Genomic DNA, 22,669 nt, shown 5'->3' with positions numbered 1-22,669 from the left:
AACGACGACGAGGAACCTCATGACCACCACACCTGCCAGCCCTGATCCGACCATGGAAGCCATCGGCCAAGCCGTCGTCGAAGGTCGAACGGGCGACATCCTTTCCGCCCGCCAAAAGCTCCTGAACCTGTGGTCGGAGATCGGCGTCACCGGGGACCCGCTGCACCGTTGCTCACTCGCCCACTACCTGGCAGACCTCTACGAAGATCCCGCCCAGGCCCTCGCCTGGGACGTCCGGGCCCTGGACGCTGCCGACGCCGTGACCGAACAGCGTGCCCAGGCGCACCACGCCAGTCTCCACATCGCCGGGTTCTACCCCTCCCTCCACCTCAACTTGGCCGACAACTACCGCCGCCTCGGCTCCTTCAATGCGGCCACCGAGCACATCAACACAGCCCAAGAGCACGCCCCCAACCTCCCCCAGGACACATACGGTGCCTCCCTGCGCACCGCCCTCGACGAGGTGGCAGAGGCCATCTCCCAGCGGGACATCACCAAGCGGCCCTCCGCACCTGGTCCCACTGCGTGACGCATCGGAACGCGCCCCTCACCATCGAGGGGCGCCGTCGGCTGGTCGAGCGTTGCCGGACGAGGCCGATTGCGCATGTCGCGGCCGAGATGGGGATCTCCCGGGCGTGTGCATCGAAGTGGGTCAATCGAGATCGCAGCCACGGGGAACTCGGGCTGGAGGACCGCTCTTCCACTCCGCACCACCAGCCGACCGCGACACCGTCCGAGGCCCTCGTCCTCATCGAACAGCTGCGCCGGACCCACAAGCGTTCCTCACCAACCCGCCCGACTGGCTGAGAGCCCTGTGGCACGCGCTGCCCCGGCCCTGGGCGTAGCCACCGCGGCCGGGCAGGGCCACCCTGCCCGGCCGCTGCCGCCGCTCGGAGGTCAGGCGGCGCTGAACTCGTGGGCAGGGCCGCCGCGCCACTCCACCCACTGCGGATCGTCCCAGGTGGTCTCGGGTTCGGCGACGCCGGCGCCCTCGAGAAACACGACTAGGTCGTGGTCGCTGTAGGCGGTGCCGAGGACCTCGTCCTGCCCGCGCCTGTGCACAGTGACTCTCCGGCCGCCCGAGCTGGAGGTGATGGGAATCTCCGAATTCGGACAGGGACGCTCGTCGCCTCACTTGTTCCGGCATTCAACGGAGTGGGGAGTTTCGGTGAGCGTCGTGCGTTGTCGGCCTGGGCCGCCCGATCATGCAGGGTGCGGGCCGCGCCGAGCCCTCAAGGGCGCCTTCGGCGGCGCTTCGCGCTGGCTTCCCCTCGATTTGCCGCGTCGGCGGCCCGGGCAGCCGGGCAGGGCGGATGGCTACGGAGGTCGCCCAGGAGGCCGGCGCGACCAGCGCCCGCGCGATCAACCTGAGCTGAGACCGCGGTCGGTCGTCGCCAGCGGGCCCGCCACGGGGGGCGGGCCCGCCCGCGGTCAGGACCGGTGCCGCGCGAAGCTGATGTAGGCGAAGCCCTCACCTGCGCGTGGCGCCCGGGTCCAGGACCGGGTGGTGAAGGTGTGGAGCCTGCCTTGGGTCAGCGCGAAGCGGGGGAGCGAGAGCCCCAGTTCGGTGTGCAGGGCCTCCAGCACCCGCCGTTCGTTGTCCTGCTCGGTGGCCTCCGGCCGGAACAGCCGTGCGGGGTCCAGGGTCTCGGGTATCGCGCCGGAGCGCTGGATCTCCGTGCCGCGCACGGTGAAGGCGTAGAGCTCCTGGCCGTGTTCGGCCACCGATACGTGGAAGGCCGACGGATCGTCCGGGGACGAGTGCCTCGGGTCGGACCACACCACCACCGCGCGGCCGGACGAGGAGGCGGCCGCGGCCGGGGACAGGAACAGGCCGTGCAGGTGGCGGTGGGAGGGCCCGTCGAAGGCGAAGGCCCACCCTTCAGCCGTGCGGCCGACGGCGACGACGGCCCGGTCCTCCCAGAGTTCCACGCCCTCCCGCTCATGGGGCTGGGGCGCCCGCCGGAAAGACCTCGACAGATCGACGGGCGGGCTCAGTTCGGCGCCCTCCTCACCGATCAGGGCAGGCAGGCCGACGGGATCCGCCCCCTCGACCCAGACGCAGCGGTAGCCGTCGAGCGGCTGCCCGTACCTGAACGGCCCCGCCAGCCAGGCGAGGCCCGGCGGATCGAGATCGGGCACCGGCTCGGGAGCGGGTCCCGTCTCACCGGCCCGCGGTGTCGCGAGGATCTCCCGCCCGCGCTCCGGAGTGATCAGCGGCCCCAGGACCGGATCGGCGAGCAGGCCGAGCGGGACGACCATCAGCGGCCCCGGCGCCTCCCACAGCGGCAGCGCGTCCCGCAGCACGTGCCACGCGGCGTCGGTCGCGCCCCAGCGGGCCGCCTCCCGTGCCTCGGCGACGGCCCGGCCCCACGGACCGGGAGGCGCGTACTGGTGGGTGCCGTCCCGCACGGCGCCCAGCACGGCCTCGGCGATCTCCGGGGCGGCCCCCCGTGCGACCATCATCCGCAGCCACTGCTCGTCCCCGCCCGACCACCCGCGGCCGTTCGCCTGCTCCATGGCCTCCAGGGGCAGGATCTCCGGCTGGTACAGCGGGTCCGCCACCAGGTTGCCGTAGCCCTGGGAGCCGCTCGGAGCGAGCAGGTGCCTGAGCTGGTTCAGCAGGACGGCGCTGCGCGGCCTCCCGAAGGAGAACGCCTCCTGCAGCAGGGGCAAGGCCTCCTCGTACCGTCCGCGCAGGGCCAGCAGACGCGCCTCGTCCACGTGGACGTCCTGGGCGAGCGTGGTCGCGTTCACGAAGTCGGGTTGCGCCGCCCGGTCGGCGTGGAAGCCGCGGTACATGGCCTCCATGTACGCGCGGAACGAGGGGTAGCGGTCGGGCACTTCACCGCTCCAGCCCTTGTAGACGTAGAGTGCCCACTCGCCGTCCTCGTCGCTGTCGCCCGGGTCGAGAAGGGCATGCGACATGTCGGAGTCCGTTTCGAGGCGCAGCGCCCGCTGCCACATGCCGGCCAGGAGGACGTCCTCCTCGCGGGGGTCGTCGCCCGGATCCGGCTCGTACAGCGTGGTCATGTCGTACGGATCCCGGAACCAGTCGATGTCCGAGGCACCCCCGAGCCGGTAGATCCCGGCCGTCTGGTCGACGTGCCACCCGTCGCTCGCGGCCAGGAACCCCCGGTACGAGGGCGGTAGCCGCCGCCCCAGCCGCTCCTCGGCCATGGCGATCACCGCCTCGTCCGCCCCGGGCAGGCCCGGGACGAGGGCCTGCCCGCCGTCCTCGTCTGCGTCCTGGCGCGGAACCCACTCCTCCTGCCACCGTCCCAGGAACTCGTGCCAGTTGAAAGATTCGCTACTCATGGCCGGATGGTGTCACCCGGCACCGACAAGGCGGCACCCTGTTCTCATCTACCGCGAGGGCGGGCCCCCTCAGCAGGGCGCCCCGCGCTTTTTCGCAGGTGAGGTGACGTAATTACCGCGACAGGCCCAGGCCCAGCCGTCACTCCACGCTACGTGACCGTCTGTCGTAGCTATGAGAGAACCGGTCCTTTGGCGCCCGTCCGCAGGTCAGGGCCGCATGAGTGGGGAGATTCATTGAGCAGGTCTGGGACCACCCCCGAGCAGCTGGTGGCCGATTTCAATGGGTGCCATCAGAGGGCCGGTGCACGACGATCGGCGCGCTGCTCACGGCTCCCAGCGTGCCCCGGGCCGGGCTCGTGGGCGAGTCTCAGCCCAGGACAATCAGGGAGTGTCGCCGGTCCAGTCCCAGCGGCCCGGGTCCCTGGGGCGCGGGTCGTACAGGGCGCGGCCGCAGTGGACTCCACCGCCCCCGTGCGGTCAATCTTCAACAACATCGGCGGTGAACGTAGCGCCGTGTCCTACTTCCGGGGCACTGATTACCAGCCCGCCGACGCGGACGGACGCCGGCTGGCGCAACGTACCGGCTGCAGCCCCGAGAACAGCATGGGCAACCTGGCGGGAACCTACGCCCCCCGGTCACACAGACTGATCAAGAGCTGCTCCTCTGCACGACGCTCAAGGACGTCTTCATCCCCTGGTAATCGGGCGCGCAGGCCCAGCCGAGGCCCTGACACGTCCTCACGACGATCCCTGTGAGGCCCGTGGACGAGCTCCGCACATCCTTGATTCGGCGTTCCGGTTTGGCGTCTATCGCTCCCCGGAAACGACTACGCGGCCGGTTCACCATGTGTGGTGGGCGACCGCAACGTGAGCCACCTTGTACGCGCCCAGGTCGACAAGCGCATGGACGAGAGAGCGCCTACTCGGCGAGCCACGTCCTGTTGGACCAACTATGCGCTCACCTCATCGGTCGCGCACGCCCGAACAACACCGACAGCTCGTCCGGCACCAGCCGCTCAACGAGATCCGTCGTGCACGGTTCGACGAATACTCAAACCGAAAGAAACGACGTCCTCTGCCCACCCTCGCACTGGGCAGCGCCGTTCGCGCCGGTGAGGGGCCCAGCCGGACCAGGTCCCTCACCTCAGGACACGAACCGCTGTGGAGCTAGGAGTCCAGAAACTTGTCGCAGGAACCGTCCCAGACCCACCGGTGAGAGCTGATGTTGTTGTTCACCGAGACTCCGCTTGTGAACGTGTGCCCGGACAGGGAGCTCATGTAGTACTCGGCCCTCCTGAGACAGGTGTGGCCGCCGGCCCAGTCCGATCCCGTGCCGTTGAAGACCTGGACGGCCATGCCGGATGTTCCCCTGTTCATGATGGAAGATGCCTTGTTGGTGTCGTCGCCCTGGAAGACGCCGAGGATGTCGCTGTAGCTGGTGTCATAGCTGTCGGTGGCGCCGAGGAGGCCACCACCGCAGTTGGTGCCGTCCCAGGCGTAGAAATATCCGGGTGTGGCACCCGCCCAGGCGTTGTCGCAGCCCGTCGAAGCCTGTGCGGTGGTCGCCGCGACGATCACGCCGAGGCCGGCGAGACCGATCGTGGCGACGGTGGCCAGGATCTTGCGCATGTTGCATGCTCCTTTTGTATAGGTACGGTGTGGATGTCCTGCGGCTGTGGTGCCGCGGACGGCTGGTCCTCGTCGGCGTGGTGTCAGTCCGACGAACCAACGATGTCCTCGGCCCGCTGCAACGCGGCGAGAGACATGTGTTGGTACGTGACGACGGCGTCGCGGTACTGCTGGGGCTGCTTGGCCCGGTACTCGTTCTGGAGGGCAAGCGCCGTTTCGGACAGGGGAGTCCGTGTGGCGCATCTGGCCTCTGCGACGGCGAGTTTCACCTCCTGGGCGAACGCCTCGTCCCTGCCCATTCCCTTGGTCACTTCCGGGAGCCTCTTGCGGATCTCCTGAGGGCTGGCGTAGTCGTGGTCGGCCTCGCGCATGCAGGCCGACCATTTCTCGACCGCGTCGACGAAGCGCTGATCCTTGAGGAGGACCGGTACATAAACGCGGGACAGGTTGGTGGCGGTCTTCTCGGTCTGGAACCAGGTCTCGAAGTCCCCGTACAGCTTCCTCTTGGCCTCGACCTGGCAACTGTCACGAGGCGTCTGCACGGTGCCGCCCCCGGGCAGCTCGACCGTCAGCATTCCGCTCGACGGGCCGCCTTCGAGAGCCGTGCTGTAGCGGACGCGCTCCTCCTGCGAGAGCGACCTGGCGTAGGTGTTGTTGGGGTCGCTCCGCTGGATGGTCTGGAGCTTCTCCTGCAGCCGGGTGCCGTACCCGTTCCGCTTCGCCCAGTCGACGTCCGTCAGGACGTATCCCGTACCCTTCAGCTCGTCGACCGTCGGCAGGCGGCCGATCCAGTACTTGAAGCCCGCCTCCTCCACGCACTTCTTGACGAGCGTCTGTTCAGCACGCTGGATCAGGATCTGCTCAGCGTCGGTGAGCTCACGGGCCTTTGGGCGCGGGCTCGCCGAGTTACCAGACGGGCCAACGGCCGCCGCGCCGCAGCCTGTCGCCGCCGCGCCGACCATCAGCGCCGCCGCACACTTCATGGCGAAAGCCCGTCCCATAGTGGTGTTCCCCCGTGTCCTGCCACCGTCCCCAGTGGCGGCGCGTTGCTCGTAATTCAACGGGCGCGGATCAAGGAGTGGTACCTGGAAAGTTTCAGGTTGCTTTTTGGTGATCTTGCATCCGGCCCTCCTTCCGGTCACCGTCGGCCATACGTCCCAGCGCGGTGCCACGGGACAACGCCGACGCGGTTCACGACGAGGTCAGCGAGGCGTTGCGCGGCGTCAGGCTGGCCGGCGGCGCGGGCGCCCCGGCCGTACCGATCACGCTGCCGCCCCCGGTTGCAGGGGACGGCGTCTCCGGTCAGTTCCCGGTCGTCCAGGTCGACGGGCGTCACATCACGCAGTCGACGCACCAGTCGCTCGACGACCATAAGGCGTGCCTCTGGGAAGTCCCAGGCGACTGCGGCCTTCTGCGGCCGGGCCCAGGGCGGGGACGGCGGCGTAGGGTAGAGGTGGCCTTCGACGGCGACGAGTTCGGCGTCGCGGACGAAGAACGCCTGATGACGCCGCTCCCCGAGCCGGGGGCATTTCTGGGCAGCGACCAGGGCGTGGGCGAGGCACACCGGCGGCTCGGTCGTCGTCACCCCCTCCGCCCAGTCCCACGGAGGGTCCTCGGGCGTACCTGCGGGCAGCGGCAGCAGCCACAGCGCCCCGTTCCCGGTCCTGGTGGCTGGCCTCATGCCGACCTGGCAGCGGAACTCCTCCATCGCCAGGCGCGGCTTGAGCGGCTTCATCACGCCGTCAGCGGCTCGCCGGTCTCCGGTCCGGTGACCTGGGGCCACAGAGCCCGTCGGTGTCCCGGTTCTCGGAGCCGCGGTGGTATATCCCTTCGGGGCCGATCCGCAGGAGGAGTCCGGATTCCCTGGTCGGACCACATCACCACCTCGGGTACGGGGCGGGGTGTTCGGGCGGGCGGCCGTCACGGTGTCCCCAGCAGCTTCTGCGCCAGCGTCCCGGCGAGCCGTCCGGTCTGGTCGAGCGACAGCAACGGTGCGGCAGCAGGCCCATTACCAGCGGCGTAGGTCCTTGGTGAGTTCGCGGTGCCACTCGGTGCGGCGCGGCAGGTACTCGTCGGGCGCCGGGCCGAGTGCATGCTCGCGCCCGCTCTCCACTGTTCTCCGGGCGGATGCGCTCGGCAAGGCAGTGCCGGTGGGAGATGATGGTGTGGCTTCCTGGACCGTCGCTGCTGCGCGAGTCCAGGACGAGGGCGTCTCCACCTGGGCCCAACGTGATCGGTTCACCACAGAAGTCGCAGCTCCAAACCAGCGACTCCAGGTCGGCAGGTCGGCAGGTCGACAGGTCGACAGGTCGGATGGTCAGCCGCACTGATACCGGCGGATGCCAGCGGTGGATTTGCTCGATCACTGCATCGATCTGTGAACCGATGGGCGGGAAGAGCACGAGCAGTTCGTCGTGGTTGCTCGTGGTCTGGGAGAACTGCTGGATCATGTCGATAGAGGCCGACAGACCAGCGTTCTCGTAACCAACGATCTCAACGAGCACACCCCATGGGTGATGGCTGAGGACCCTGGCCTGCACCTTCTCGCCAGGCATGAGCGCCAGACTCTCCGTCTCGAATCTTTCCATAAACCACTCCCCCATCCCTTAGCCCAGCAGGCCGCGCCCGGTGGCGCTCATGCGCGCGTGTCGTCGACGTCGGAGCCGATCACCGCGCTCAGGCCTTGCAAAGCGTCATCGTATTGGTGACGGTCGAACTGGAACGGACCGAATGCCACATAGTCGCGGGCCTTGCGGTGCGGTTGCTCAAAGGCCTCCCAGGTAACGACGTCGGCCGTCGCGGTGATGCGGGCCATGAGCGGCCAGCACCCCCACTCGCCGCATTCACAACCGAGAACGGGTATCTTCGGCCCCATCGCGTTGGTGGACCGTTCGAGGAAGTGATCCTGCATCGGGCCGAACCGGAAGAACTCTGGGATCAGACCGCCGTAGGCGTTGCCTGTGGGCTGCATCCCGGCGGCGATCTCGAACCCGTCGACCAGCTCGGTGAGTGGTGCTCCGTCGATGCGGGGGACGATCACGAGCGGGCCGCCGTCGCCACGGTGCTGGCAGTCGAACCGGATGTCATTGCTGGTCATCCAGTGATTGTGTCAGCGAAGCCGTTCCCACCGCCTGGATGGGTTGAGCTGCGGCTATGCGCGGCACGCCGAGGTCGATCGCCGTACCGCCGGACGCTCGTCGGTCCATTTGAGCAAGCTTGTCTCCGGCTCCAGCCAGACTGACCCGGAGCCCTTCGACCTCCCCGAGCCAGCCCTCGCGCTCGGCCTCGGCGACGCGGGCGACGAGGCGTGCACCACGGTCAACGCGTGTGCGATCGTGCGAGGCGCGTACCCGTCGCGCAACGTGGACTTGCCCGTCTTCGGATTGACCACGCCTGCGGGAATCGAGTCCAGCCGCGAGCGTCGCCGCTGCGGATTCGGCGCCGTACGCAGCCAGCCGACCATCGCGGTCGTCTCCGCCTCGGTCGCCTGCTCCCAGCCGATATCCACCGCCCACAGCACCCGAAACCAGCGCAGCACGTCGTACCCGTAGCTGCGGCCGGTCAGCGCGCTCGCGTCGCCGAGCGCCAGATAACGCAGGTACCGGCTCACCGGCTCGATCTCCTGATCGGCCGCGTCGACTACGAACCATGGCAGCGAAGGTCTCGCCCCCTTCACCACCGCACCGACCGACGGCAACCGACCGCAGCCATCCATCAGATCCCGATGTACGGAGGACATTCCATGAAACGAGGACTTGCCGAGATCCTCGGCACCCACCGGTCGGAACACCAGCGGATCACCAGCTTGGTGCAGTCAACAGACCAGGCGGCCCACCACGAGATCGGCGTGGCCGCCGCCCTGGTCACCACCTGGATCACCCTGCGCAAGGGCGACCGCCGGTGCTCGCCGCCGAGGCCGACGTCCACCGCATGGCCCTCCTCAAACGACACGTCGACCTGAAGAACGAGTTCTACGAACGCGTCCGTAACGAAACCCGACAGGTCCCGGAACCCGAGAAACGGCTCCGGGACACAGTCACCAAGCTCGAGAAAACCATTGCCAACCAGAAGGCCGAAATCGAGGCACTTCGCCGGCAGGTAACTAGGCTCGCCCTCGCCAGCGCTGTTCTTACTCATGAGAGTGACAGGCAGGCAGAACGCGCACCCGTCTCCGACAACGTCGTCCCGTCCCGCCGATCGACAACCTGAAGAGTCTGGCGTTGCAGAGTCCGGACGAGCTCAACCGGACATGCCCTGCCTCAGCTGGCGGCGTTCCCTGTCAGCTTGTTGAGCCCGCTCGTCGCTCATAGCGCGAACGTGCGAGGTGATGGGCATTGCGGAGCAGCTCGCGGACCGCCGCATCGGTCCGCTGGCCCGGATTCACCACCGCGAGCCATGCAACGGAGCCGTAGACGGGGTGTGCAATCACAGCATCGGTGACGCTGGGGTCGTCGTCGATGGCTGGTTCGCGCGGCGCGTGGCCGGTCCAGTTGATGAACGATTCCTTCCCAGCAGCCATATTGACGCGGAAAGTGTCTGGGCGGTCGAGGCGCGACCTCTCGTCGCCCGGCTGGTTTTTCGTCACGATCGTCGCGAACGGTTGAGTTGCCTTCGGCATGACGCCCTCAGGAGAGTAGAAGAAGAATGTATCCCCCCAACTGATCTCTGGTGAGCCGTCTTCGGGTCCCGGTCTGATGGCCAGAGCTCCGTCCAGGGCCTCTACGAAGGCGATGATTTCTTCTATGGTCATGCACTCAAGCGTTTCATTAAGGTGCTTGTGGAGACTTTGAACCGGAAGACAGAGGATATCGGGTGCCAACTCTCAAGTCGTCGGCGATGCGCACAGTGGACGTCGCGCGACGTGCCGGGTACTCCGTTCAACACGTGCGCAATCTCGAACGCGACGGTGTCCTGCCCCCAGCGACGCGCTCAGCTGCGGGCTACCGGCTCTATGGGGAGATTCACCTTCAGTCCGCCCTGGCCTACCGAGCCCTCGCAGTCGGCGCGGGTCCGGTTGAGGCCAAGCGGATCGTTCGTGCCGTGCATGAGTGCCCGACCTCGGAAGTACTTGCACTCCTCGACGCGGCACACGCCCAACTCGACCGGGAGCGTACGGATCTCAAACTCGCCAAGGAGGCTGCCTCAGCGATCTCTGCCGAGCTGGTCGAAGACGTACGCCCATCGGATTCGATGAGCGTCTCCGAACTTGCCGCCGCACTCGGAGTGCGCCCATCGACATTGCGGCACTGGGACGCCGAGGGGCTTGCTGTTCCTGACCGCGTCTCCCCGCGAGAAACGCGACGATATTCACCGGCCCAAACTCGGGACGCCCGGATTGTTCACCAGCTACGCACCGCCGGGTACCGCATCGACCAGCTCCGGGCCTTGATGCCGGGCCTGCGGCGCGGGCACCGGTCGGAAGACATCGAAGCCGCGCTGGCAGCCCGGGATGTGAGCATCGCGGCTCGCTCCCGTGCCCTCCTCGACGCCACCGTCGCACTCAGTGCAGTCCTCGCTGCCACCCAGGCGTGAGGCTCCGCCAACAACGTTCTGCTCCGCAACAGCTAGGCCGGAGAATGAACTGAACAGAAGAACTTGACAGGGAACGCGACGAACTGCGAGCAGGCCGTACGCGCCAACCTGATCGCCACCGCCCGCCGCCATGGTGTGCTCACGGTCGCCCTCATCGTCCCGACTCCGGCCTCCGTGTGCGTCGAACGCCAGGAAGGCCGGCCCGCGAACCGGCGCGTGCCCGAGCCGGTCGTCCTCGCCCAGCACGCCGCCATGGTCGACCCATGGCCCGGCCTGCCCGGCGAAGGCTTCGACCACGTCGTCGTCGCGGAGAACATCTACCGCCTTCAGGCGCTGCTGCAACGGCTCAGCGATGCCCGGCGCGCGGATCCCGGCTGGGACGGCGGCAAGGCCTGGGCGACCTGTTCCTGGTGCGCCGGTACTTCGGCCCCGAGATCCTGCCGATGTGGCGCTGGCGCGACGGCTCGCAGCTCGCCGACGGCGACCGCGTCGCGGAGATCCGGCTTCAAAGAGCCGACCGCATCGTCCTCGCGCAGCGCAACGACGTCGACGGCGCGGGCGACGTCGCCTTCGAGGTCCTGGTGGGCTGCGCGGCCGACGACGAATGCGAGGGCGCAGCGTGGGCGCCGGTCTACAACGTGATCGATCTCCTGCGCGCCCTGACCGGTGAGCTGATGAACGACGACTTCGAGGGCCGCGCCGACCTGGAGGGCCAGTACGCGGACGCGGTCCGCGCGTGAGCCGCGCCGCTGACGGGCCGCACCCGCACCCGCTCACCCCGGCCGACCTCCCCGACGGTGACGACTGGTTCCGCGGCTGCCCGGACTGCCACCTGCCCATCCAGGACGGGGGCGCCGGCCTCGCCGCGCACCGTCGCACCGTCCACACCAGCGCCGGCGACCCGCGCACCCCCATCACGATCCGGCTCGACTACTGACAAGGAGGCCCCCATGGCCGTCCAGACCAAGACCGACACCTTCGCCGCCCTCCGCGACTGCTTCGCCTCCGACCTCGCCGCCCTCATCGGCGACCAGCCGCCGCGCGGGACCACCCCGAACGCCTTCATCGACCTGGTCGAAGAAGTCCGCGACGTCCTCGGCTCGTCCAGCCTCGGCAACTGGCAGGACGCCAGCGAGGACCTGGACCACGCCGTCGGCTACTTGACCGACGCACTGACCAGCCCGGACGGCGACCAGCCGGGGCGTGGCATCTCGAGGTCAGTGATGTTCAGTCCCTCGCCCTGCCGATCCCGGCGCGCGGGAAGCTCGGACCCTGGCGTCCCACGGAGGAGCTGGTCGACCAGGTCCTCCAACAGCTGCCGCACCTGCGGCCGTGACCCCGCTGAGGTCCCACGCCCAAGGAACCCGTCCACAAGGTCTGCGCGGAGTTCTGGAACGCACGGCACCCCGGCGAGACCCGGTTCGTCTCCAATCCGGCCAAGGGCGGCGGGACGACCGACCACACCTGAACTCCTCACCTCCGACTGGAGGACCCCATGAGCAGCACCCAGCCCGACGTCGACCGCGCCCTCGCTTACCCGGAGCCGCCGGCCTCGCCGCTCTGGCACCGCCGCGGCCCGAAGGCCCGGTCCAGCAGCGCCGCAACCGCATACTCCTCGACCTCGCGCAGCGCTCCCCCCGAACCCGGTCCCCCCCCGCACCACCAAGACCCCTGCGGAGGCCAACTGATGAACCCCCAGCCACACGTCGCCATCGACGGCTACGTCGACGCGATCCCGGCCGCCGGTTCCGGCCTGGGCACCGCCCGCTTCACCCTGATCCACTCCCCCACCGACGCGGACCGGATCGCCCCCGACACCCCGGACACTCGCAGCAATACGTCGGCGATGCGCGGGTCTCCGGTGGTGCAGGATTGTTGCCCGCCGCGCGTGTGATTGTTGCCCGGCGCTCCTCGTAGCGAAGAGAGATCGCGGATCCACCGGAGAGGTCGCCGGCCGGTCACCACACGTCGACGGACCAGACGTCGTCCCTCTGATGTCCGTCTGGATCTGGGTCGCCTGACCCATACGGGTCGGGGTCTGCGACGACGTGGACGCGGGCGGCGGACGCGGAGACGCGGTAGCAGTCCATGTCACTCGACGTGTTGTGCTTGTCGAGTTCGATCGAGTGGCCCAGGGCCAGGATGGCGGCCTGCAGCTCCTTGAAGGGGACTCTGGGTGCGAATTCCCCATACTTCCGCGAGAGCGGGGACGGCACGGTGTTCGAGGACTGGTCGTACAGCAGCCGTTCGATCTTCACGCCGAAGCCGAAGCACGACATCTGCCCTTGTCGCCCTGGCTGGTCCGGCGAGAAGTTGATCTCCACAAGCCCGTAGTCCCGCCGCAGTAGGCCACCACCGGGAACATCGAGGCACGTTGCCCCCAGGGCTGCCTCCCAGGCTTCCGGGGTGGCACCGAGGCCAACTCCCAGAACCTCACCGCAAACGGCGACGTGAGCGTAGAAGTCCAAAGCGGACACCCGCCAGCTCCCTCAACTATCCGGACAGGACCCTCTTGCTGATCTCCGCACAGGACCGGCGGATCAGTGCCCAGTATTCAATGATCGTATAGAGCGAACCACCCCGAGCGCCGTGCCCCGCCTTCCGGGCCGGGCGCGGCGCTCCGCACGTTCCCGGCCCTTCAGCACCCGAGCAGAAGACACCTTGCATCCCATCAGCCTGATCTCGTCCGGCTACCTGCACTTGCCCGCCGCCCGGACGGCTCCCCCGTCCCGCCCGCCGCCGACCGCATCGAAAACGTCCGCGACCGGCTACGCAGCCCAGCCACCGCGCGACATCCTCGACCTCGACGACTCGACCCGAACGCATCCGTGAGGCCCGCTCCAACGGCTGGCTCGGCGACATCGGGGACTCGCTGAACCCGACTGTCCTAACTCAGCCCTGCGGGCAAGGACGGTCGCACCGTCTTCAACGCGGCCACCGCGCTGCGGCTGTCCTGGTGGGCGCGGCGTCGTGCCGCGCGCACGCCTGACCGTGGCGGTCCTTCCCAGGATGCGAAAAACGCCACGTCCGCCCGCACTCCTGTGCCGGCACTTGCCACCACCGGGACCGCCGCCACTACCAGGCCGATACTCTGACCGGCATGAGTGACGGCATCGCGTGGATAGGCGCACACCACCACACCCCTCCATCGGCCATGCCCGGCATACTCGGCGGCGTCTCGCTGACCCTGGCCCGAGGCGTGGAAAGGGACGAGTTCCTCATCAACCTGGGCGCCGACCTCGACGAACTGGCCGCGCGCACCCCGTTTAGGGAGTTGCGCGTACCGGCCGGGCAGCCGGGCCAGCCCTCCACCCAGCTCAACCGCGCCATGTACGGCACGTGCGGTGAGTGGACGTATGTGCTGGAGGACTGGGGCATGGCAACCTGGGCGACCGGCCACCAAGGCAAGGTCGAGTCGATGCTTCCCTGCGAGGGCGAGGAGATCCTCTGCCTGACCGCCAACCGTTTCAGCCCCCCGGCCCTGATCATCCATGCGCCCGGTGCCTGCGCGTACCGGGCTGACTTCGGCACCGACACCGGGCAGGGCTCGGCCCTCGATGCCGCCCTCAGCACCGCGGGCGCGGTGTTCCCGTCGATGCCTGAGACCAGTGAGGCCGAAGTCGTCGCGCACTTCGAGGAGCATGGCGAGCGCCTGCCCGAGCTGGTGTTCACCGCCGTGGGCGCCTACACGGGCGTGGACATCGACCAGGACGCGGTGAAGGCCGGTGACCTTCCCAGCGTCCTCATCGCCCCGGCCTGACCATCTGCCGCGCACATGAGACCGGCCCCCACCCTGATCGCAGGGTAGGGGCCGATACTGTTGAAGCCAGCCTCGCCGACGCCCTCGACCAGCCCATGCGCCGCGTCCACAGCGGCCACGCCACCAAAGCGGAACAAGCTTTCGTCGCCCGCGCCACCACAGCCCCGGTCCCCGCCGCCCGACGTTCGCCATACGACACCGGCCCCGCCACAGACTCGTCGGCGCACGGCGGCGGGAGACCGGACGACGTGACAGCGATCGACGCGTGGCCGGTGGGCGGCGGCCACCCGACGGCGCACAACGGCCCGGCGGGACAGCGACGCGCGGCAACCCGGCAGCACGGTGGCGGGACGTGGAGCAGCGGCCGGGACGGCAAGACCCGGGCGGCGGCAAGTCACAGCACAGCGGACGGGGAGCGGACGTGGTGGCGCGGCAGAACTCCGGGGAAGGCGGCGGGCAGCGGGTCGGCCGCGAAGCGACACAGCGATCGGACAACGGGCCCAGCGGCCCGGCAGGCAACCACGGCGGCGAGGCACCCTCGCCAGGAAGCCGGACCGCGGCGGGACGGCGACCCCGGCGGCGACCGGGCGGCGTGAGAAGCGACAGGCGGCGGTCCGGCGTGATGAAGGAGCAGCAACAGCCTGGGCGGCGGCCCCGGACGACCACTGGGCCGACCGAGACGGCGGCTTGGCGGCCGTCGGGCGCCGGTCGGACGGCGACCTCGCGGCACGGGTAATCGGAGCGTGTGCAGCAGCAAGCCGCGGACGGCCCGGCGGGCACGACATCCACGTCCGTGGCGGAGCCTTCCCTGCAGGTAGAGCCGCCGTACAGCAAGCGACGCGTGGAGAGAGGGTGGCCGGTGGCACCGGGGCAGACCACGGCACACGCAGGGCCGGTGAACAGCCGCGCGGGACTCTGGCGCCATCGACTCCCGGCCGCGCCTTGCGCACTCCCGCCGCGTCTGTGCCGCGGGACTGCCGCGGACCGCCCCGCCCCTGCTTCACCAGGGGCGGGGCGGCGTAAGGGATGGGTGTTGTCCCACGCAGGGTTGGTCCGGTCATTCCCCCGCAGGGTCGGTTCATCAGGGAAGTGTGGACTTTCCGGCGGCGCCGGTCGCGCCGGTGGTGCCGTCGGCATCGAAAGTGGCGGCGGTGCCGTTGCCGCCGGGCTTGCCGGGACACACCGGGCTGGCGGCGCCACCCGCACCGCCTGTGCCGCCCTTGCGGCCACCGTCCACCGTGGACGCCCCACCGTTACCGCCCTTGCCGCCGGCGATGCCGCTACCCGCGTCGCCGACCCCGCCGACGCCGCCCTTGCCTCCCTTGCCGCCCTTGCCGCCCTTGCCGCCGAGGGTGGCGCGCCACCCAAGCCGCCGCTGCCGCCGTTGCCGTTGGCGCCCCCGGCGCCCCCGGCACCCCCGGCACCCTCGGCACCCCCGGCACCGCCCGCACCGCCGACACCGGCGCTGCCGCTCGCGTCGCCGCCGGCGCCACCGGCGCCTCCGTTTCCGTTCGCGCCGACCAGCTCACACACCACCCCACACACCAATTACCCCCCTCCTCAGCGACAGCCGCGCTCGCCGACCTCGTACGGCAGCTCGCCGACGGCGTCTGGCAGCCCGCCGACAAAACCGACCCGCGCATCGAGGCGTGCCACACGGCCTACCGGTCCTTCGGCACCAACCCGCGCCGCATCCGGCCCAGCGTCGACGCGCCCGGCCGCCGCATGGCCAAGAAGGGGACGCTGCCGCGCATCAATCCGGCCGTCGACTCGTACAACGCCGTCTCCGTCCGGCACGGCCTGCCCTCCTGCGCCTTCGGCCTCGACTACGTCGCGGTGACGTGGAGATCCGGTACGCCGACGGCAGCGAAAGGTTCACGCCGCTCGGTGAGCCGGAGACCGTCGAGAACCCGAAGCCCGGCGAGGTCGTCTACGTGGACGGAGCCGGGTCCTCACCCGCCACTGGAACCACCGCGAGGCCCACCGCAGTCGCGTCACCGAGGCGGCCGCCCGTGTCGTCTTCGCCCTGGAGACCTGCACTCCTCCCGCGACGGCCACCTCCTCAAGGCGGCCGCCCACGAACTGCCCTGCTCGCCCCGCACGCCGAGGAGACCTTCGTGCACCACCTCTCACCGGAGCAGCCGGAGGTCACCGTGTGAGAGCGCGGACCTGACCAGAACGCTGCGGCCTCGCGCCTTCCGGCCCCGCACCTCACACTCTGTGAGCGCAGGTTGTCACGCCCAGTGGCCGGAATCACAGCGGTGTGCGTTCCGTGCTCTGTCAACGCCCCGCGGACTCGGCTAAGTTCACTGCGTCGGCATATCGGGGGGTGCACGGCCCAACGTCTCTCATCGGTCTGCGCCGGCAAGGGCACACAGGAGGGGGACAGAAGTGCTCATCAGGTCGTTGGCTCAGTTGGCGGGGACCGAGCTGGACGTGGACTGGGGCAACGGCACCAGCACCCGACTGCTCACCGCGGCCGACGGGATGGGGTTCACGGTCTGCCACACCGTGGTCCGGGCCGGCACCAGCTCCCTGCTCGAATACCGGTCGCACCTGGAGGCGTGCTTCTGCATCGCCGGCTCCGGTGAGGTCGAGGGCGACGACGGCATCGTGCACCGCATCACCCCGGGCGTACTCTACGGACTCGACCGGCACGACCGGCACTGGCTGCGCGCCGACGACGGATGCGATCTGGTACTGATCAGCGTCTTCAACCCGGCGCTGGCCGGGACGGAGAGGCATTCCCTGGACCGCCTGGAAGCCTCCTCGTACTGATGGCCGGGGTGACGACGCACGTCGGGGGGGCGGGCACGCCCACCCGGTTCCACGCCTACTTCGAGGCGAACGCTGCCGGGTTCCCGGAGCGCCCCGCCGTCTCGCTCGGCGGCGACCGGCTCACCTACGGCGGACTCGACGAGCGGGCCGAGCGGTACGCCCGGCGACTGCGGGAGGCCGGGGCGCGGCCCGGCGACCGCGTCGTCGTGCACGCGCGGCTGTCGCTGGACGTCGTCGCGGCGGTCCTCGGGGTGCTGAAGGCCGGGTGCTGTCTGGTGACGACGCATCCGACGTTCGGCACGCGCAAGCTCGTGCACCAGATCGAGCAGACGGACGCGGTGGTGCTCGTCACCGACGAGGAGCGGTCGAGCGAGGGCCGTGGCGCGGAACTCCTGCGGTCCACGGACCTTTCCGCCGTCGTGGTCCTCGGATGCGACGGCCCGGCGGACCGGTCCGTTCTGCGGCGGGCGGACGCCGTGCGGCGACCGCGGCGGGGAGCGGGGATCCCACTGGACGAGGAGCCGTCCGCGATCTTCTTCACGTCGGGGTCGAGCGCGGCGCCGAAAGGCGTCACGGTCACCCACCGCATCATGGTCTCCGCGTTCCGGGCGGTGACCTCGCGGCTGCGCAACACCCGGGACGACGTGATCCTCAGCGCGACCCCCATCGGCTCCGACTTCGGCTTCTACAACATCATGATGCCGCTGAGCTTCGGAGGACGCGTCGTACTCCTCGACGGCCTGCCCGCCGAGCCGGACGACCTGGTCGACGTCATCACGCGAGAGGGCGTGACCGGCGTCCACGCCTTCCCGTCCCTCCTGGCGCTGCTGGCCGGGGCGGACGACGACGGAGGGTCCGCGCCGCGGGCGCTGCCCACCCTGCGCTACTGGTCCAGCACCGGGCAGCGCCTGCCGGTGGAGCACATCCGCAGGCTCCGCTCGGCGTATCCCTGCGTCGCGCTCCATTCGATGTACGGCCTCACCGAGTGCAAGCGGGTGCTGATGCTCGATCCGGACGATCTCGACGGCCACGTCGAGTCGGTGGGCAAGCCCTTGCCGGAGGTCCGCGCCTTCCTGGTGGCCGAGGACGGTTCGCCGGTCACCGAGCCGGGCGCGGTCGGTGAGCTGGCCGTGGGCGGGGATCTCGTCATGCAGGGCTACTGGAACGACCCGGAGGGCACCGCACGGTCCCTGCGCCGCCGGGCGTTCGGTTGTGATCGCGTGTTCTTCACCGGCGACCTCTTCACCCGTGACGCGGACGGCTTCCACTACTGGACGTCGCGCCGGGACGACGTCTTCAGCCGTGCCATGTTCATGGTCAATCCGCACGAGATCGAAGCGGTACTGCGCCGGCACCCCGGGGTGGCCGACGCTGCGGTGGTCGCCGTGCCCGACGAGGAGGCGGGACACGTACCGGTGGCGATCGTGGCGGCGCGCCCCTCGGACCGCCCCTCGCCTGCCGAACTGCGCGCCCACTGCGAGCGGTTGCTCGACTGGCACATGGTCCCCGCCCGCATCGTCCTCCACGACGGCGCGGTCCTCCCCCGGTCCGCCTCCGGAAAGACGGACCGGCGGACGCTCCAGCATCAACTGCTCCAGGGCCGGTCAGCGCGGCCCGTGAAGGGAAACCCGCCCGTGCAGCCGACCGGCGCACCGTCCACGCACTCCGCCGACTCCTCCATGTTCCGGCTGGTGGACCGGTTCGACGCCATCGCCCGGGGCGCCGACCAGGTGCCCCGGGTTGCCGTGCAGTCCACGATCCGCGACCGGATCGGCAGCCGGCGGGAACTGGACTACCAGGACCGGCTGGTCGAGCGGGCCGGACCGCTCTACCACCACTTCCTGGCGAGCGTCCCCGCCGTGCTGGAGGAACTGGCGCGGGTGGGCGTCGCGCTGGCCCGCCTCGCCGAGCGAAGGGCCGCCGAGGGAGAGGGACCCTTCACCTTCTACGAGGCCGACGCCTTCGACGGCACCCAGGGCCGCACGCTGGCCGAGGCGGCGGGCGGCAGCGTGCGCACGCTCACCAGCTCGCCGAACCGCGCCAACGAGCCGTGGTTCCACCGGGACGCCGACCCGTCGCTGTCCTCCTTCTTCTCCGGCTCCCTGTTCGAACTGGACAGGAACAGCCTGAAGGGCCATCCGGCGCACGCCTTCTTCGGCGACGGCGCCGACGCCGTGTACGAGACCGCCGCGTTCCAGTTCTACGGCACGGACCGCCGGGCCCAGATCGCTCATCTCGCCGAGATGCTCCGTCCCGGAGGGCTGGTCTTCTTCCTGGAGAAGCTCGACCACCCGGATCCGGAGGAGTACCGCAGGCGGGAGGAGGCCAAGGACCGGATCCACAAGGCGAGGTACTTCTCCGCGGCCGAGATCGCGCGCAAGCAGCAGGAGATGCTGTCCTCCATGCGCCAGGGCCAGGTGGACTTCGACACCCTGGCCGGCGCGCTCTGCGAGCGGTTCCGCCACGTCCATCTCCTGTGGAGCGCCACGAACTTCTACGAGTTCGTGGCGTGCGACGACGAGGGGACGCTGACGGAGTTCCTGGAGCTGGCCGGCAGCCCGCACGTACCGGAGGAGTTCTGCTTCGACCGGCCGACGACGCGGCGACTGTTCGGGGCCGCGGCGAGGGAGGGGCGGTGACGGTGACCGGGTTCGGCGTTCCTCGCCCGGCGTCGGGCCTGGACGCCGAGGTCGTCGCCCGGGTGGACGGGTTCGCGGACGTGTGGCGGGAGCGCGCTGCCGTCGCGGAGCGGGACCGGGTGCTGCCGGCCGAGTCCATTGCCGAACTGGCGTCCGCCGGGCTGCTGGAGATCGTCGCCCCCGCCGGGTTCGGCGGGCTCGGCCGGGACTGGCCGACCCTGGCCGAGGCGGCCCGCCGTGCGGCGAGGAGCTGCGCCTCCACGGGCTGGATCATCGGGGTCGTGGGGGCTCATGCGGCACTCGCCGGGCGGCTGTCCCCGGACGCCGCCGAGGAGCTGTTCGCCACTCCGGGGCCCCGGCTGTTCGCCACGGCGTCCGTCGCGGCGGGGGGCCGGATCACCGAGGCCGACGGCGGAGTCCGGCTCTCCGGTCGCTGGCGGTTCAGCTCCGGTGTGGACCACGCGGGCTGGATCGTCGTCCACGGCCCCGATCCGGCGGGCGGGGCGGAGTCCGGACGGCGGCTGCTCGTCCCCGTCGACCGCGACCTGGTGACCGTGCAGGACGACTGGCACGTCTCGGGCATGGCCGGCACCGGCTCCCGGAGCATCCTGCTCGACGAGGTCTTCATACCCCGGTCCCGGCTGACCCCGTTCAACGCCTGCTTCGACGGCAGGGGGCACGACGGGCCGGCCGATCGGCACTACCTCGAAGAGGCGCCCCTTCACCCCTACCTGACGACGACGGCGGTGGGACCGATCCTCGGCTGCGCGGAAGGCGCCCTGTCGGCGGTGACCGCGTCGCTGTCGCAACCCGGCGGGGCCTCGCCGCGCCCGGCGGCACGCCCCCTCGCACAGGACCGTCTGGCCGAGAGCAGCGCGGACATCGCGTGTGCCCAGCACCTGTTCGTCGCCCTGTGCTCGACCCTGCACACAGCGGGCGTGCAACGCCGAGGGCTGAGCCCGCAGGAGCGGGCGACCGTCCACAGGGACCGCGCCCACTTGGCCCGCCTGTGCGTCAGGTCGGTCGGCAGACTCGTGGAACTCCTCGGCACGGCCGGGCACTTCACCGCACACACCCTGTCCAGGCACTGGCGGGACCTGCAGTTCATGGCCGCCCACCGGGACGTGAACTGGGAGCGCGCGGCCGCCAACTACACGGCCGTGCTGCTCGGAGGCGGCCGCGCTCCGGCAGGCTCCCCGGATGTCTAGCGCCTCCGGGGCCGCGGACGGTCGTGCCCCGGCCGGTGGTGAGCGAGGTGACGGCCCGGGGCGCCGTGGTCCGGCGGGCCGGGGTTTCCATCGGGTCAACGCCCGGTGGCTGGTCGGAGGGCTGCTGCTGTTCCTGCTGTCCTCCTTCGGGCAGACCTTCTTCGTCTCGTTGTTCGCCGACGGCATCCGGGCCGACGCCGGGCTGTCGCTCGGGGAGTTCGCGGGGCTCTACACGGCGGCGACCCTCTGCGCCGCGGTCGGGCTCGCGGTGGCGGGGCCGGCGGCCGACCGTGTGCCGCCCCGGTTCACCGTGCCGGGAGCGGTCACGCTGCTCGCCCTGGGGTGCCTGCTGATGGCCGTGCGTCCGCAGGGTCCCGGCCTGCTCTTCGTGGCGCTGCTGCTGCTCCGGCTCGCCGGGCAGGGCCTGTTGACGCATCTGGGGTTCACGCTGGTGGGCCGATGGTTCACCGCGGAGCGAGGGCGGGCGGTCTCGGCCACCTCGGTCGGGCTGAACCTCGGCGAGGCGCTGCTGCCGCTGGCCGCCGTCCCCCTTGCCGCCGAGATCGGGCGGCGGGGCGTCTGGGCGACCGCCCTCGTCGTGCTCGTGGCCCTGGGCGGCGCGGCGACGCTGCTGCTCGCCCGGGAGCGCATCCCGGCGCCCGGAGAGCGCGCCGCTCCCCTGAGCCGGCCGGGGACGGGGGCCGACCTCTCCCGGCGCGAGATCCTGCGCACCGCTTCCTTCTATCTGGTGCTCCCCGCCATGGCGGCCCCGGCCCTCATCGGCAACACGGTCTTCTTCCACCAGTCCCACCTCGCCGACCTGCGCGACTGGCCGCTGACCGCGGTCGCCTCCGCCTACTCCGTGTACGCGGTGTCCACGGTGGTGTTCAACTTCGCCGGGGGCCACCTCCTCGACCGCACCGGCGCCCTGGCCCTGGTCCCGTACTTCCTGATCCCGCTGGCCACGGGGCTGTGGCTGCTCGGCACATTGGAGCAGCAGGCCGCGCTGTACGCGTTCATGGCGTTGTACGGCGTCACGAACGGCATGTCGCTCAGTCTGTTCGGCGCCGTGTGGCCCGAGTTGTACGGGGTGACGCACCTCGGGGCGATCCGGTCGGCGGTGGTGGCCGTGCTGGTCGTCGCGTCGGCCGTGGGGCCGGGCGCGGTCGGCGTCCTGCTCGACCTCGGGGCAGGCCTTCCCGCGCTGCTGTGGACCATGGGCGCGTACTGCCTCGCCGCCTCCGTCACCGCGGGGGCGGCGATCGGCGGCGTACCGCCACGCCGACCTCGCGCCGACGGCCTCGCGGAGAAAGCCCGTCTGCGGGACGATGACGCGGGCGGTGACGGCACAACGCCGCCCTCCCGGGGGAGGGCGGCGGCAAGGCGAGGTACGGGTCAGCAGCCGAGGGCGGCAGTGGTCACGAGGGCGGGGTCGACTCGCGGGGCGGAGGTCGGGCCGATCACCCGCATCGTGATGTCGTGCAGGGTCAGGGTGTAGGTCCCCGCGCCTCGCTCGCCGGGTTCCCTCCGGGCAGTGGATCGCCGACGCCCGCCGCTTCTACGCCCGCGGGGCCATGGACCAGGAGCGCATCGAGCAGTTGGAGAAGCCGGGCATGGTGTGGTCGCACTCTGACGTCGCGTGGGAGGAGGGTCTGGCTGCCGCTCGGGGGCGGGCCAAGGAGAACGGACACCTGCTGGCCCCGCTGGACGCCACCCACCACGGCTGCCGGGTGGGCATCTGGCTGAAGAACCAGGGGGCCGCCGCCCGCAGGGCCGACGAGATCGAGCAGCGGCGTGCCGAGGGT

Annotated in this window: 21 protein-coding genes and 4 pseudogenes; 16 read left to right on the top strand and 9 right to left on the bottom strand. The window is 70.3% G+C overall.

Annotated features, from left to right (window positions below):
• Positions 1-19 precede the first annotated feature (19 nt).
• Entirely contained in the window at positions 20-529 is a 510-nt protein-coding gene (locus ABD347_RS07780; RefSeq protein ID WP_344358155.1) for a hypothetical protein, read from the top strand.
• Positions 526-786, top strand: a pseudogene (locus ABD347_RS07775) (leucine zipper domain-containing protein); the annotation flags it as partial. The gene ABD347_RS07780 and the pseudogene ABD347_RS07775, both read left to right, overlap by 4 nt.
• 111 nt (positions 787-897) lie before the next feature.
• Here ABD347_RS07775 and ABD347_RS07770 read toward each other — a convergent pair.
• The 7 genes from ABD347_RS07770 to ABD347_RS07740 form a co-directional block, all read right to left on the bottom strand.
• Positions 898-1,062 carry a hypothetical protein gene (locus ABD347_RS07770; protein WP_425575599.1) on the bottom strand — a complete coding sequence of 55 codons (165 nt, stop codon included), beginning with the start codon at positions 1,060-1,062 and terminating at the stop codon, positions 898-900.
• Between the two features lie 369 nt (positions 1,063-1,431).
• Positions 1,432-3,318: an SMI1/KNR4 family protein gene (locus ABD347_RS07765; RefSeq protein WP_344358152.1), complete on the bottom strand. Its 1,887-nt coding sequence runs from the start codon at positions 3,316-3,318 to the stop codon at positions 1,432-1,434.
• A 1,167-nt stretch (positions 3,319-4,485) separates the two neighbouring features.
• Complete coding sequence (locus ABD347_RS07760; protein ID WP_344358150.1) at positions 4,486-4,947, bottom strand: hypothetical protein; 462 nt, start codon at positions 4,945-4,947, stop codon at positions 4,486-4,488.
• 83 nt (positions 4,948-5,030) lie between these two features.
• Complete coding sequence (locus ABD347_RS07755; RefSeq protein ID WP_344358147.1) at positions 5,031-5,948, bottom strand: hypothetical protein; 918 nt, start codon at positions 5,946-5,948, stop codon at positions 5,031-5,033.
• A gap of 137 nt (positions 5,949-6,085) precedes the next feature.
• Positions 6,086-6,685, bottom strand: coding sequence for a hypothetical protein (locus ABD347_RS07750; RefSeq protein ID WP_344358144.1), 600 nt, complete (start codon positions 6,683-6,685; stop codon positions 6,086-6,088).
• Positions 6,686-7,582: 897 nt separating this feature from the next.
• Complete coding sequence (locus tag ABD347_RS07745) at positions 7,583-8,044, bottom strand: hypothetical protein (RefSeq protein ID WP_344358141.1); 462 nt, start codon at positions 8,042-8,044, stop codon at positions 7,583-7,585.
• 54 nt (positions 8,045-8,098) lie between these two features.
• Entirely contained in the window at positions 8,099-8,686 is a 588-nt protein-coding gene (locus tag ABD347_RS07740; protein ID WP_344358139.1) for a site-specific integrase, read from the bottom strand.
• Positions 8,687-8,689: 3 nt separating this feature from the next.
• Here ABD347_RS07740 and ABD347_RS07735 point away from each other — a divergent pair, with 3 nt between their 5' ends.
• Both ABD347_RS07735 and ABD347_RS07730 read left to right on the top strand, forming a co-directional pair.
• Positions 8,690-8,908, top strand: coding sequence for a hypothetical protein (locus ABD347_RS07735; protein ID WP_344358289.1), 219 nt, complete (start codon positions 8,690-8,692; stop codon positions 8,906-8,908).
• Entirely contained in the window at positions 8,818-9,156 is a 339-nt protein-coding gene (locus ABD347_RS07730) for a hypothetical protein (RefSeq protein ID WP_344358270.1), read from the top strand. The genes ABD347_RS07735 and ABD347_RS07730 overlap by 91 nt, the downstream gene beginning before the upstream one ends.
• Positions 9,157-9,226: 70 nt before the next feature.
• Here the strand turns inward: ABD347_RS07730 and ABD347_RS07725 are convergent, their stop codons facing one another.
• A complete protein-coding gene (locus ABD347_RS07725) occupies positions 9,227-9,697 on the bottom strand; it encodes a DUF6194 family protein (RefSeq protein WP_344358137.1) in 471 nt (156 codons plus the stop codon).
• Between the two features lie 86 nt (positions 9,698-9,783).
• Here ABD347_RS07725 and ABD347_RS07720 point away from each other — a divergent pair, with 86 nt between their 5' ends.
• The 5 genes and pseudogenes from ABD347_RS07720 to ABD347_RS07700 all read left to right on the top strand — a co-directional run bounded on the left by ABD347_RS07720 (position 9,784) and on the right by ABD347_RS07700 (position 12,373).
• Positions 9,784-10,479, top strand: a complete 696-nt coding sequence (locus tag ABD347_RS07720; protein ID WP_344358267.1) for a MerR family transcriptional regulator — start codon at positions 9,784-9,786, stop codon at positions 10,477-10,479.
• A gap of 63 nt (positions 10,480-10,542) precedes the next feature.
• A pseudogene (locus tag ABD347_RS07715) lies at positions 10,543-10,677 on the top strand (AAA family ATPase); the annotation flags it as partial.
• 212 nt (positions 10,678-10,889) lie between these two features.
• On the top strand, positions 10,890-11,219 hold the full coding sequence (locus tag ABD347_RS07710) for a hypothetical protein (protein WP_344358287.1): 330 nt from the start codon (positions 10,890-10,892) through the stop codon (positions 11,217-11,219).
• Complete coding sequence (locus ABD347_RS07705; protein ID WP_344358135.1) at positions 11,216-11,416, top strand: hypothetical protein; 201 nt, start codon at positions 11,216-11,218, stop codon at positions 11,414-11,416. Before ABD347_RS07710 ends, ABD347_RS07705 begins: the two co-directional genes overlap by 4 nt.
• Positions 11,417-12,166: 750 nt before the next feature.
• Complete coding sequence (locus ABD347_RS07700) at positions 12,167-12,373, top strand: hypothetical protein (protein ID WP_344358134.1); 207 nt, start codon at positions 12,167-12,169, stop codon at positions 12,371-12,373.
• Between the two features lie 64 nt (positions 12,374-12,437).
• On the opposite strand, the gene ABD347_RS07695 is transcribed toward ABD347_RS07700, so the two are convergent.
• Positions 12,438-12,956: a hypothetical protein gene (locus ABD347_RS07695; protein WP_344358132.1), complete on the bottom strand. Its 519-nt coding sequence runs from the start codon at positions 12,954-12,956 to the stop codon at positions 12,438-12,440.
• 623 nt (positions 12,957-13,579) lie between these two features.
• On the opposite strand from ABD347_RS07695, the gene ABD347_RS07690 reads away from it, so the two are divergent.
• The 7 genes and pseudogenes from ABD347_RS07690 to ABD347_RS07660 all read left to right on the top strand — a co-directional run.
• A complete protein-coding gene (locus ABD347_RS07690; protein WP_344358129.1) occupies positions 13,580-14,239 on the top strand; it encodes a hypothetical protein in 660 nt (219 codons plus the stop codon).
• 1,554 nt (positions 14,240-15,793) lie between these two features.
• Positions 15,794-16,398, top strand: a pseudogene (locus ABD347_RS07685) (B3/B4 domain-containing protein); the annotation flags it as partial.
• Positions 16,399-16,630: 232 nt separating this feature from the next.
• Complete coding sequence (locus tag ABD347_RS07680; RefSeq protein WP_425575598.1) at positions 16,631-17,017, top strand: ectoine synthase; 387 nt, start codon at positions 16,631-16,633, stop codon at positions 17,015-17,017.
• 8 nt (positions 17,018-17,025) lie between these two features.
• Complete coding sequence (locus ABD347_RS07675; protein ID WP_344358125.1) at positions 17,026-19,656, top strand: class I adenylate-forming enzyme family protein; 2,631 nt, start codon at positions 17,026-17,028, stop codon at positions 19,654-19,656.
• Positions 19,653-20,864, top strand: a complete 1,212-nt coding sequence (locus ABD347_RS07670) for an acyl-CoA dehydrogenase family protein (protein WP_344358124.1) — start codon at positions 19,653-19,655, stop codon at positions 20,862-20,864. Before ABD347_RS07675 ends, ABD347_RS07670 begins: the two co-directional genes overlap by 4 nt.
• A complete protein-coding gene (locus ABD347_RS07665; RefSeq protein WP_344358122.1) occupies positions 20,857-22,362 on the top strand; it encodes an MFS transporter in 1,506 nt (501 codons plus the stop codon). The genes ABD347_RS07670 and ABD347_RS07665 overlap by 8 nt, the downstream gene beginning before the upstream one ends.
• Before the next feature lie 76 nt (positions 22,363-22,438).
• Positions 22,439-22,606 (top strand): annotated as a pseudogene (locus tag ABD347_RS07660) (helicase associated domain-containing protein); the annotation flags it as partial.
• Between the last annotated feature and the right edge of the window lie 63 nt (positions 22,607-22,669).

It is taken from the genome of Streptomyces gobitricini (assembly GCF_039532985.1).
GTDB classification, from domain to species: domain Bacteria; phylum Actinomycetota; class Actinomycetes; order Streptomycetales; family Streptomycetaceae; genus Streptomyces; species Streptomyces gobitricini.
This window is presented reverse-complemented; position numbering and strand designations above follow the sequence as displayed.